Below are 10,921 nucleotides of genomic sequence, written 5' to 3'. Positions count from 1 at the left end.
CCTCGGTGGCCTCCTTGATCTGCACCGGGATCGGGGCGCCGTGCCCCTGGCGGGCGGTGAGCAGGCCCTCCGCCGAGTACCCCGGACACCCCGGGCACCCGGACCACTCGTACCCGCCCGTCCCGCGCGGGCGCCCCGACCCGGTGAGCGTCGTCCCGTGGGGCATGCGGGTCGCGGCCGAGGTGAGCTGGCGGCTGCTGCTGCTCGCCGGGATGCTCTGGGTGGTGATGAAGGTGATCAGCGAAGTCCGCCTGGTCGTCCTCGCCTTCGCGGCCGCCCTGCTCGTCACCGCGCTGCTCCAGCCGTTCGTGGTGCGGCTGCGCCGCCTCGGGCTGCCGCGCGGGCTCGCCACCGCCGTCACCGCGATCCTCGGGTTCGTGATCATCGGCCTGGTGGGCTGGTTCGTGGTCTGGCAGGTCATGGAGAACCTGGACGACCTCTCCGCACGCGTCCGCGACGGCATCAACGAGCTCAAACTCTGGGCACTGGACAGTCCGTTCCACGTGACCGAGAAGCAGATCAACGACATCGCGAAGAACCTCAGCGAGACCATCGGCACCAACACCGAGCAGATCACCTCCGCCGGCCTCCAGGGCGTGACGGTCCTCGTCGAGGTGCTCACGGGCATCCTGCTCGCGATGTTCTCGACGCTGTTCCTGCTCTACGACGGCAAGCGCATCTGGACCTGGGTACAGGGCCTGGTCCCGGCCGCCGCCCGCCCCGGTGTCGCGGGCGCCGGTCCGCGCGCCTGGCGCACGCTGACGGCGTACGTGCGCGGCACGGTGCTCGTCGCCCTCATCGACGCCATCTTCATCGGTCTCGGCATCTACTTCCTCAAGGTGCCGATGGCGGTGCCGCTGGCCGTGTTCATCTTCCTGTTCGCGTTCATCCCGCTCGTCGGCGCGGTGGTCTCCGGCGCCCTGGCGGTGGTCGTCGCCCTCGTGACGCAGGGGCCGTGGACCGCGCTGATGGTGCTGGCCGTGGTGCTGGCGGTGCAGCAGATCGAGGGGCACGTGCTCCAGCCGTTCATCCTGGGCCGGGCGGTACGGGTGCACCCGCTCGCGGTGGTGCTGTCGGTGGCCGCGGGCGGCATGATCGCGGGCATCGGCGGTGCGGTGGTCGCCGTTCCGCTGGTCGCCGTCACGAACACCGTGGTGGTCTACCTGAGGGCCTACTCCCGCGACCAGCTCCTGCGGGGATCCGCCCCGGTCGGGCCCGGCCCGCACGGATCGACGGCCGTGGAACAGGCCCTCCACGAGGCCGGGCATGATCAGCGAGCCTGAGCTCGACGGGCAGTGGGACCCCGGCCGACCGCCCGGGCCGGCGGTGGAGCCCGACGCCCCGCGCGAGCGGGTACGGGTACGGGGGCCTCGCAGCGCCTGGTTATGGGCCCTCGGCGGGGCCGTGGCCGCCTCGGCCGTCTGGGCCGGTGTCCTGACGGTGCAGGATCGTTTCGGCGACGCGGCGCCCCGGATCGCGTACCGGCACGTCGAGGACCTGTGCAAGCTCAGGCTGACCGCGGTGTCCGCGTCCACCACGGAGCTCACCGGGGACTACGGACGCCACGAGGAGCACCCCGCGCTGGACTGGTCGTACTGCGCGCACGGCTCGCCGTACACCGAAGGCCGTCTCTCGTTCGATGCCGAGGTGCTGGTCCAGCTGCACAAGAGGGCCGATGCCCGCACGGAGTTCGGCGCGGGCCCCACCGGACTCGGGGGCGTCGGGGCCATGGCGAGTTCGGGCGGCGACGTGGAGCAGGTCCCCGGGCTCGGCGAGCGGGCGCTGCTCACCAGCCGGGTCGGCGGTTCCCGGCTCGAAGTGCTCGACGGCGGCGCCGTCTTCAGCCTCACCGTTCAGTGGTACGGGAGGCCGGACATCGCGGACCCGGACGAGGACGCCGTTCGTGCGGCGATGCTGGAGGACATGCGCGCCCTCATGGCGGCGCTGCGGAAGTGAACGACAGGGCCCCCGCGGCCGGGAACGGCTGCGGGGGCCCTGGCATGCGTACCGGGTGTCACTCGGCGGCGAGGGCGGCCTCGGCGTCGAGGGTGACCGCGACGGCCTGGATCACCGAGGCGATCTTGAAGGCCTCCTGGATCGTCTCGCGGTCGACGCCGGCCTTGCGCAGGACCTGCTCGTGCGAGTCCAGGCACTGGCCGCAGCCGTTGATCGCGGAGACGGCGAGCGACCACAGCTCGAAGTCGACCTTCTCCACGCCCGGGTTGCCGATGACGTTCATCCGCAGACCGGCCCGCAGCGTGCCGTACTCCGGGTCGGAGAGCAGGTGGCGGGTGCGGTAGAAGACGTTGTTCATCGCCATGATCGCGGCGGCGGACTTGGCGGCCGTGTAGGCCTCCGGCGACAGCGCCGCCTTCGCCTCCGGCTCCAGCTCACGCAGGACGCGCGGGGAGCGGGCGGCGATCGCGCAGGACAGGACGGTGCCCCACAGCTGCTGCTGCGTGAGGGTGTCCTGGTTGCCGATGACCGAGCCGACGTTCAGCTTCAGGTCCTTGGCGAAGTCCGGTATGGCGGACTTGAGGGAGTCGAGGGACATCCGTCACTCACCGGCCAGCAGCGCGCCGGCGTCCAGGGTGCCCTCGCCCTTGTTCCAGTTGCAGGGGCACAGCTCGTCGGTCTGCAGGGCGTCGAGGACCCGCAGGACCTCCTTGGGGTTACGGCCCACGGAACCGGCGGTCACCATCGTGAACTGGATCTCGTTGTTCTGGTCGACGATGAACACGGCGCGCTGCGCGAAGCCGTCCTCGCCCTGCACGCCACAGGCCTGCATGAGCTCGTGCTTGGAGTCGGCCAGCATCGGGAAGGGCAGGTCACGCAGGTCGGCGTGGTCCTTGCGCCAGGCGTGGTGGACGAACTCCGAGTCGCCGGAGACGCCGAGGATCTGGGCGTCGCGGTCGGCGAACTCCTCGTTCAGCTTGCCGAAGGCGGCGATCTCGGTCGGGCAGACGAAGGTGAAGTCCTTCGGCCAGAAGAACACCACGCGCCACTTGCCCTCGTAGGTCTTGTGGTCGATCTGGGCGAACTCGCTGCCGGCCTCGAGCGAGACGCAAGCGGTCAGATCGTAGGTGGGGAACTTGTCACCGACAGTGAGCACGTGCTCTCCTTGCGCGACGGGAAGTGGTCCCTTTTGGGGGCTTTCCCTGAGGGGTTGGACGGTCTCACATGCTGACACAGGCGGCATTGATCGCGGAAATCGCAAACGGTGGGCGCGCTGATCAGGCTTCCCTATCAATGCTTCCTTCGGGCGCAGCTAGCCTTGAGACGGGCGATCGGAGGTGCCTATCAGTGGCTGTCGGCAACAGGGGAGCGAAGCAGGCGACGCTCGCGCAGCTGCGCGCGTTCGCCGCCGTGGCCGAACACCTGCACTTCCGGGACGCCGCCGCGGCCATCGGAATGAGCCAGCCGGCGCTCTCGGGCGCCGTCTCCGCGCTGGAGGAGGCCCTGGGCGTCCAGCTCCTGGAGCGCACCACCCGCAAGGTCCTGCTCTCCCCGGCGGGTGAGCGGATCGCCGCCCGGGCCCGGGTGGTCCTCGACGCCATGGGCGGGCTGCTGGAGGAGGCCGAGGCGGTACGGGCCCCCTTCACCGGGATCCTGCGGCTCGGGGTGATCCCGACGGTGGCCCCCTACCTGCTGCCGACCGTCCTCGGGCTGTTCCACCGCCGCTACCCCCGGATGGACCTCCAGGTGCACGAGGAGCAGACCTCCTCGCTGCTGGACGGGCTGGCCGCCGGGCGGCTCGACCTGCTGCTGCTCGCAGTGCCGCTGGGCGTCCCCGGGGTCACCGAACTGCCCGTCTTCGACGAGGACTTCGTACTCCTCGCCCCCCGCGAGCACCCGCTGGCCGGCCGCAAGGACATTCCGCGGGAGGAACTGCGGGGCCTGCAGCTGCTGTTGCTCGACGAGGGGCACTGCCTGCGCGACCAGGCCCTGGACATCTGCCGCGAGGCGGGCCGTACCGACGGGGCGGACGTCACCACGACCGCCGCCGGACTGTCCACCCTCGTACAACTGGTCGCCGGGGGACTGGGAGTGACCTTGTTGCCGCGCACCGCGCTGCGGCTGGAGACCGCCCGCAACGAGTACCTGGCCACGGGGTACTTCGCCGAGCCCGCGCCCTCGCGGCGCATCGCGCTGGCCATGCGCACGGGGACCGCCCGGCAGGAGGAGTTCCGGGCCATCGCCGACGCCCTGCGCGAAGCCGTACGCCCGCTCCCGGTCTGGCCCGCCGAGTAGGGCGCAGCCGCGGGGCCGGGCGTACGGGGCTGCGCGCGCCCGGCGTCACTCCGTGCGCAGGCCGTCCGGACGCACCATCCGCAGCAGCGCCGTACCGGGCGAGAGGCCGGGGTTCGCCTCGATCCGCACCGGCCTGTTCGTCGGCGCGACCCCGGTCCTGGTGCCCATCGAGGCCGGGCGGCAGCGGGGCGTCCGGCCCTTCGGGCTGGACGAGGCGGCCGTCGATGTCGCCCCCGTGGAACGTCATGTCCCCGTGGCGACCAGCGGAGTGTCGTGCCCGGGCCGCTCGGCGGGCGTCGAGGTGAACCTGGCGCGCGGCCGTCGCCGCCGGGGTCGCCGGGGTGAGCAGCAGCGGGAACGTGCAGCCCGCCCTGCGGCCATTCGTAGGGACTTTCGTCCCGCGTGCGACGGTTCGCCGCGGGGCCCGGGAGCGGCTGGCAGGTTGAGGGCAAAGGGCCCTGTTCCCGGAAGCTCTCGAAAGGCGCGCCATGCACGCACCCCCCACCGATGTCGCCGCCCTCCCGCCCCAGCAGTCGGACGAGCCCGCCCGGACGACCCCCCGGCCGTCCGCCGAACCCCTCGAGAAGGGGGCCGGGCCCGCCTGGTGGATGTGGGCCATGGCGTCGGGGCTCTTCCTCGTCTACATGCTGCTGTCGCTGCGCACCCACGAGCGGCTGCTGTCGCACAGCTTCGACCTGGCGATCTTCGAGCAGGCCGTCCGCTCCTACGCGGAGGGCCACCTGCCCGTATCCGAGGTCAAGGGCCCGGACTTCCCCGTCCTCGGGGACCACTTCTCGCCGGTCCTCGTCACGCTCGCCCCCCTGTACTGGCTGTGGCCGTCGGCGCGGACCCTGCTCGTCGCGCAGGCGGCGCTGATCGCCGTCAGCGTCCTGCCTCTCGCCCAGTGGGCGCGCCGGGCGCTGGGCTCCGCCGCCGCCCTGGTCATCGGGCTCTGCTACGGCCTCTCGTGGGGCATCGCGAGCGCCGTCGGGTTCGACTTCCACGAATGGGCCTTCGCCGTCCCGCTCCTGGCCTGCTCACTGGCCGCGCTGGGCGAGGGGCGGCTGCGAGCCGCGGCGCTGTGGTCGCTGCCGCTGGTGCTCGTCAAGGAGGACATGGGGCTCACCGTGGCCGCGATCGGCCTGGTCATCGCCTGGCAGGGCAGCCGCGGCAGCGGCTGGCGCACCGGCTGGCGCGGGCGCCGGGCGGGGATCGCCCTCGCCGCGGGCGGTGCGGTGTGCACGGTGCTGGCCATGCTGGTGTGGCTGCCGGCCCTCAACCCGAACGGCTCGTACTTCTACGCCGCCTTCCTGGGCGGCGGAGCCGGGGGCGGCGCCGGCGCGGCCGGGGGCGGTTTCGGCGCGCTGCTGCAGAAGGTCACCATCGGGCTCGTCACCCCCGAGACCAAGGTGGCGACCCTCGCCCTGCTGCTCGCGCCGACCCTGTTCCTGGCCCTGCGCTCACCGCTGGTCCTGATCGCCCTGCCGACCGTGCTGTGGCGGGGCGTCTCGGACTACCAGTCCCACTGGGGCACCGCGTTCCAGTACTCGCTCACGCTGATGCCGATCCTGTTCGCGGCCTTCATCGACGCCCTGCACCGGCGCGGCACGACGGCCGCCGGACTGCGCCGGTACCTGGCGGGGGCGGCAGGGATCTGCGCCCTGCTGCTGCCCTCGCACGCGTTCGGGCAGATGCTCCAGCCGCCGTTCTGGGGTACGGATCCCCGGGTGGCGGTGGCGCACCGGCTGATGGACCGGATCCCGGACGGCGCCCGGGTCCAGGCCTCGGACTACCTGGTGCCGCACCTGGCGGACCGGACGAGCGTGAGCCTCTACGGCTGGGCCGACAGCCGGCCCGACCCGGAATGGATCATGGTGGACACGGGGGTGGCCCCCCAACTGCACTGGCCGCTCTCGCCCGTGGCCGAAGCCATCTCCCTCAACCAGGTCCGGCAGCGGGGGTACCGCACCGTGGCCGAGGAGAGCGGGTTCGTCCTCCTCAGCCGGACCTGATCCTGCCCGGCCGGTCCTGTGCCGGTCCTGTGCCGACCCTGCTCCGGTCCTGCTCCGGCTCCTGCTCCGGTCCTGGGCCGCGGTGGTGGGAGCCGGCCGCCGGCCGCCCGCCGTCAGGACTCGGGCGGGACGCGGGGCCGGCCGCGCGGCGGGATCGGCGCGGCCCCGCCGGGCAGCCGGCCGGCCTCGGCCAGCGCCCGCCGCAGCAGGAACTCGATCTGCGCGTTGGCGCTGCGCAGGTCCTCGCCGGCCCAGCGCGCGAGGGCGTCGTACACCTGCGGGTCGAGCCGCAGCAGTACCTGCTTGCGCGCCTGCCGCCCCGCCCGCGGAGCCTTCTCCTGCCCCCGGCCCGGCTGCGGGTCCTGCGGCTCGCCGGCGGGGCTCACTGGTAGAGCGTGCCCGCGTTGACGACCGGCTGGGCGGCCCGGTCCCCGCAGAGGACCACCATCAGGTTCGAGACCATGGCGGCCTTGCGCTCCGGGTCCAGCTCCACGATGTCCTCCTCCGCCAGCCGGGTCAGGGCCAATTCGACCATGCCGACCGCCCCTTCGACGATCTGCCTGCGGGCCGCCACGACCGCGCCCGCCTGCTGGCGCTGGAGCATCGCGGAGGCGATCTCCGGAGCGTACGCCAGGTGCGTGAACCGGGACTCGATGATGTGGACGCCGGCGGCCTCGACCCGTGCGTGCAGTTCGAGCGCGAGCTTCTCGGTGATCTCCTCGGCGTTGCCGCGCAGCGACAGCCCGCCTTCGTCGTGTGCGTCGTACGGGTACTCGATCGCGATGTGCCGGACAGCGGCCTCGGCCTGGGTTTCGACGAACTCGGTGAAGTCCTCGACCTCGAACGTCGCACGCGCGGTGTCCTCCACCCGCCACACCACGACCGCGGCCAGCTCGATCGGGTTGCCGTACGCGTCGTTGACCTTCAGGACGGCCGTCTCGTGGTTGCGGACCCGGGTGGAGATCTTCTCCCGCGAGGTCAGCGGGTTGACCCAGCGCAGGCCGTCCGTGCGGATCGTCCCCCGGTAGCGGCCGAACAGCTGGACCACGCGGGCCTCGCCCGGCGCCACCGTGTTCAGCCCGCTCATCGAGACGACCGCGAGGATGATCAGCAGCACGCCCGGAGGTATCAGGGACGCGTGCATCACGTCCCCGCCCGCGGTCACGCCCAGGGCGATCAGGGCGGCACCCGCCACCGCGCCCAACAGCCCCAGCAGCAGGGCCAGTCCACCGCCCACGCTGCGTGCCGTGAACTCCCGTACGCCTCCGGCAGTCGCCGCCGTCTTCGTCATGTTCTGCCCCGTTTCGCTAGGCCGCGGCCGGTCGAGCCGCCTAGCAAAGTGATATCACTTTTTTGGGTTGCCGCAACCCTCCGGGCATTCCGCGCGTCGGTTCCCTTGATGTGGGTGCTGATTCTCACGTCCGAAATGACCAGTATTGGCCATGGTTGGCTGACCTTTGTCACAACCTGCGGTGTTAGCTTTCTGAGCTGACGTCGGGGGGGAAATCGAGCGGAGCGGGAGCGATGGGCCGAGCAGAAGCGCGTAAGGCGCAGCAGCGCAGTACGCGACGGGCGCCGCGCGGGCGCGCCACGGGGGAGGGGCGCACCGGCAAGAAGGCCGGCATACGTCGCTTCTTCACCTGGAAGAAGATCCTCGGGGCGTTCTTCGGGATGGTCCTGCTCGGCATGGGCGCGCTCGTCGCCCTCTACTTCTACGTGGACGAGCCCGACCCGAACGCCGACGCGATCACGCAGAGCAACGTCTACAAGTACGCCGACGGCTCGATCATGGCGCGCGACGGCAAGATGAACCGCGAGATCGTGCCGATCGGCCGGGTCCCCAAGGAAGTCCAGACCGGCTTCATCGCCATCGAGAACAAGTCCTTCTACCAGGACCAGGGCGTCGACTTCCTGGGCATCGCCCGCGGCCTGTTCAACACGGTCACCGGCAAGGGCAAGGCCGGCGGTTCGACGATCACCCAGCAGTACGTCAAGAACTTCTACCTGAACCAGGACCAGACGCCGACCCGCAAGCTCAAGGAGCTGGTGATCTCCCTCAAGGTCGACCAGCGCATGCAGAAGCCGGACATCCTGGCGGGTTACCTGAACACCAGTTACTTCGGCCGCGGCGCCTACGGCATCCAGGCCGCCGCCCAGGCGTACTACGGCGTCGACGTCGACAAGCTGACCCTCGAGCAGGGCGCGTACCTCGCGGCCGTCCTCCAGGCGCCCAGCGACTACGACTGGGCGACCGCGGGCCCGAACGGCAAGCGGCTGGTCATGGTCCGCTTCAACGGCGTCCTCGACAACATGGTCGAGATGGGAGCCCTGGACCCCGCCAAGCGCAAGGAACTGAAGTTCCAGGAGCCGATCAAGCCCAAGGCCGCCCCCGGAATGGAGGGCCAGAAGGGCTACCTGAAGCAGGCGGCCGACGCGGAACTGCGCAGGCAGACCGGTATGACCGCCCAGATGCTCCAGGCCGGCGGCTGGGAGATCACCCTCAACATCGACCCCAAGAAGCAGGCCGCGCTGGAGAAGGCCGTCCAGGACGAGCTGGAGTCCAAGCTCGACCGCAAGGACCGGACCGTCGACGCCGCCGTGCAGGCCGGCGCCACCTCCGTGGACCCGAAGACCGGCGCGGTCGTCGCGATGTACGGCGGCACCGGCCTCGGCGACCACTGGTCGAGCAACGCCCTGCGCCAGGACTTCCAGCCCGGCTCGACGTTCAAGCCGATCGTGCTCGCCTCCGCGCTGGAGAACAAGGCCAAGACGCACGACGGCAAGCCGATCACCCCCAACGCGCTCTACGACGGCACCAGCAAGCGCCCCGTCGTCGGCAGCGACACCCCGTTCGCACCGCAGAACCAGGACAACGCGAACTACGGCGACCCGCTGCTCACCGTCCAGGCGGCCACCAATTCCTCCGTGAACTCGGTGTACGCCCAGATGATCGTGGACGTCGGTCCGCCGGCCGTGAAGAAGACGGCCCTCCAGCTCGGCATGAAGGACCGTCCGGGCTGGCCGGAGGACAAGCCGGCCATGTCGCTCGGCACGATGAGCGCCAACACCCTGGAGATGGCCGGCGTCTACGCCACCTTCGACGCCCACGGCAAGAAGATCACCCCGACGATCATCAAGAGCGCCAAGCACGCCGACCGCGACTACAAGCCGGTCGAGTCCGTCGGCGGCCAGGCCATCACCCGCGAGACCGCGGACACGGTGACCAAGGTGCTCACGGGCGTCGTCCAGGACGGTTCCGGCAAGGCCGTGCGGAGCTCGGCCTACGAGGCCGCCGGCAAGACCGGTACCACCGAGTCCAACGTGGCCGCCTGGTTCACCGCGTACACGCCGGAACTCGTCACCGTCGTCGCGATGTTCGGCGAGGAGCCCGGCACGGCCAAGCAGACCACCCTGACCGGTACCGCCGGCGGTGGCCGAGCGGGTGGTTCCAGCTTCCCGGCCGAGATCTGGAAGGCGTACACGCTGGCGGCGCTGAAGGGCGCGGACACCGGCGAGTTCGACCTCTCCGAGGCGGACATGGGCCCCACGATCGCGCCGAGCCGCAGCACCTCCCCGTCGAGCTCCTCCTCGGCCGTCACGCCGTCCGCGCCGGTCTCGCCGTCGCAGAACACGCCGGACCCCAGCAAGAGTTCGCAGGGCCCGAGCAAGAGCCCCTCGAAGAGCCCGGACCCGTCCAAGAGCGTGGATCCGTCCAAGAGCGTGGACCCGTCCAAGAGCCCGCCGCTCACGCTCCCGTAGCGCGGGCGCAGCGCCGCTGCCCGACACACCGCCGCCCCCCAGCATCCGAGCTGCGGGGCGGCGGTGCGTCGCGTCCGGGATCAGCGCCGGTCGTGCGCTCCCGGCAGCGGGAGCTCGAACCAGACCACCTTGCCGCTGCTCAGCCGGGTGGCGCCCCAGCGGCGGGCCATCCGGTTGACGAGGAACAGCCCGCGGCCGCCCTCGTCGGTCTCCCGGGCCCGGCGCTGGCGCGGCAGCTGCGGGGAGTCGTCGCCGACCTCGCAGCGCAGTACGTCCGTCCGCAGCAGGCGCAGCGTCACCGGCCGCTCCGCGTACCGGACGGCATTGGTGACCACCTCGCTGACCAGCAGTTCGAGCGAGTCCTGGAGGTCTTCCAGGCCCCACCGGGTCAGCGCGCGGCGGGCGAACCGGCGGGCCCGGCCCGGAGCGGTCTCCTCCGGGTCCAGGAACCAGTACGCGACGTCGCTGGGCGCGATCCCGTCGAACCGGGCCGCGAGCAGTGCGATGTCGTCGTCCCGGTCACCGGGGCCGAGCATGTCCAGCACGTCGTCGCAGAGTGCTTCCAGCGGCGGCGGGTGGTCCAGGCCGGTCAGCTGGGCCGTGGTGGCGAGCCGCTCGCGCAGCTGCTCGATGCCGGTCCACACGTCGCGCAGCCGGGACTCCACCAGGCCGTCGGTGTACAGCAGCAGGGTGGCCCCGGCGGGGGCGTCCAGCTCCACGGCCTCGAAGTCCACGCCGCCGACGCCGATGGGCGCGCCGGGCGGCACGCGGAGCACCTCCGCGCGGCCCCCCAGGTGCAGCAGCACGGGCGGCGGGTGGCCGGCGTTGGCGATGGTGATCCGGTGCGAGACCGGGTCGTACACCGCGTACAGGCAGGTGGCCATCCGGTCGGAGCCGAG

11 protein-coding genes are annotated in these 10,921 nt (G+C 71.7%); 5 read left to right on the top strand and 6 right to left on the bottom strand.

Features of this window, described 5'->3' with window-relative positions; translation table 11 throughout:
• Positions 1–29: 29 nt before the first annotated feature.
• Entirely contained in the window at positions 30–1,283 is a 1,254-nt protein-coding gene (locus tag ACFXA3_RS21705) for an AI-2E family transporter (protein ID WP_385189014.1), read from the top strand.
• Positions 1,267–1,956, top strand: a complete 690-nt coding sequence (locus tag ACFXA3_RS21700) for a hypothetical protein (RefSeq protein WP_385189013.1) — start codon at positions 1,267–1,269, stop codon at positions 1,954–1,956. The genes ACFXA3_RS21705 and ACFXA3_RS21700 overlap by 17 nt, the downstream gene beginning before the upstream one ends.
• Positions 1,957–2,014: 58 nt before the next feature.
• Here the strand turns inward: ACFXA3_RS21700 and ACFXA3_RS21695 are convergent, their stop codons facing one another.
• Entirely contained in the window at positions 2,015–2,554 is a 540-nt protein-coding gene (locus ACFXA3_RS21695) for an alkyl hydroperoxide reductase (RefSeq protein ID WP_385189011.1), read from the bottom strand.
• 3 nt (positions 2,555–2,557) lie between these two features.
• Positions 2,558–3,112 carry a peroxiredoxin gene (locus ACFXA3_RS21690; RefSeq protein WP_352213436.1) on the bottom strand — a complete coding sequence of 185 codons (555 nt, stop codon included), beginning with the start codon at positions 3,110–3,112 and terminating at the stop codon, positions 2,558–2,560.
• 191 nt (positions 3,113–3,303) lie between these two features.
• On the opposite strand from ACFXA3_RS21690, the gene ACFXA3_RS21685 reads away from it, so the two are divergent.
• Complete coding sequence (locus ACFXA3_RS21685) at positions 3,304–4,251, top strand: hydrogen peroxide-inducible genes activator (RefSeq protein WP_385189009.1); 948 nt, start codon at positions 3,304–3,306, stop codon at positions 4,249–4,251.
• A gap of 45 nt (positions 4,252–4,296) precedes the next feature.
• Here ACFXA3_RS21685 and ACFXA3_RS21680 read toward each other — a convergent pair whose 3' ends face one another.
• Positions 4,297–4,419, bottom strand: a complete 123-nt coding sequence (locus ACFXA3_RS21680; RefSeq protein ID WP_385189007.1) for a hypothetical protein — start codon at positions 4,417–4,419, stop codon at positions 4,297–4,299.
• Positions 4,420–4,739: 320 nt separating this feature from the next.
• Between ACFXA3_RS21680 and ACFXA3_RS21675 the strand changes: the two genes are divergently transcribed.
• On the top strand, positions 4,740–6,263 hold the full coding sequence (locus tag ACFXA3_RS21675) for a DUF2079 domain-containing protein (RefSeq protein WP_385189005.1): 1,524 nt from the start codon (positions 4,740–4,742) through the stop codon (positions 6,261–6,263).
• 113 nt (positions 6,264–6,376) lie between these two features.
• On the opposite strand, the gene ACFXA3_RS21670 is transcribed toward ACFXA3_RS21675, so the two are convergent.
• Both ACFXA3_RS21670 and ACFXA3_RS21665 read right to left on the bottom strand, forming a co-directional pair.
• Positions 6,377–6,649: a hypothetical protein gene (locus ACFXA3_RS21670; protein WP_385189003.1), complete on the bottom strand. Its 273-nt coding sequence runs from the start codon at positions 6,647–6,649 to the stop codon at positions 6,377–6,379.
• A complete protein-coding gene (locus tag ACFXA3_RS21665; protein ID WP_385189001.1) occupies positions 6,646–7,554 on the bottom strand; it encodes an SPFH domain-containing protein in 909 nt (302 codons plus the stop codon). Before ACFXA3_RS21665 ends, ACFXA3_RS21670 begins: the two co-directional genes overlap by 4 nt.
• Positions 7,555–7,787: 233 nt before the next feature.
• Between ACFXA3_RS21665 and ACFXA3_RS21660 the strand changes: the two genes are divergently transcribed.
• Positions 7,788–10,022, top strand: coding sequence for a transglycosylase domain-containing protein (locus ACFXA3_RS21660; protein WP_385188999.1), 2,235 nt, complete (start codon positions 7,788–7,790; stop codon positions 10,020–10,022).
• 80 nt (positions 10,023–10,102) lie between these two features.
• On the opposite strand, the gene ACFXA3_RS21655 is transcribed toward ACFXA3_RS21660, so the two are convergent.
• Positions 10,103–10,921, bottom strand: an 819-nt coding sequence (locus ACFXA3_RS21655) for an ATP-binding SpoIIE family protein phosphatase (protein WP_385188998.1), incomplete at its 5' end; no start/stop codon positions are given.

Origin of the sequence: Streptomyces sp. NPDC059456 (assembly GCF_042750055.1) — a bacterium.
In the GTDB taxonomy this organism is placed as follows: Bacteria; Actinomycetota; Actinomycetes; order Streptomycetales; family Streptomycetaceae; genus Streptomyces.
The sequence above is the reverse complement of the archived record's forward strand: the minus strand, read 5'-3'. Positions and strand labels throughout refer to the sequence as shown.

Bases quoted from the DNA above. Each gene is read 5' to 3' on its own strand.
- ACFXA3_RS21680 (WP_385189007.1), bottom strand. From the start codon at position 4,419: ATGGGCACCAGGACCGGGGTCGCGCCGACGAACAGGCCGGTGCGGATC.
- ACFXA3_RS21660 (WP_385188999.1), top strand. From the start codon at position 7,788: ATGGGCCGAGCAGAAGCGCGTAAGGCGCAGCAGCGCAGTACGCGACGG.
- ACFXA3_RS21675 (WP_385189005.1), top strand. From the start codon at position 4,740: ATGCACGCACCCCCCACCGATGTCGCCGCCCTCCCGCCCCAGCAGTCG.
- ACFXA3_RS21700 (WP_385189013.1), top strand. From the start codon at position 1,267: ATGATCAGCGAGCCTGAGCTCGACGGGCAGTGGGACCCCGGCCGACCG.
- ACFXA3_RS21665 (WP_385189001.1), bottom strand. From the start codon at position 7,554: ATGACGAAGACGGCGGCGACTGCCGGAGGCGTACGGGAGTTCACGGCA.
- ACFXA3_RS21695 (WP_385189011.1), bottom strand. From the start codon at position 2,554: ATGTCCCTCGACTCCCTCAAGTCCGCCATACCGGACTTCGCCAAGGAC.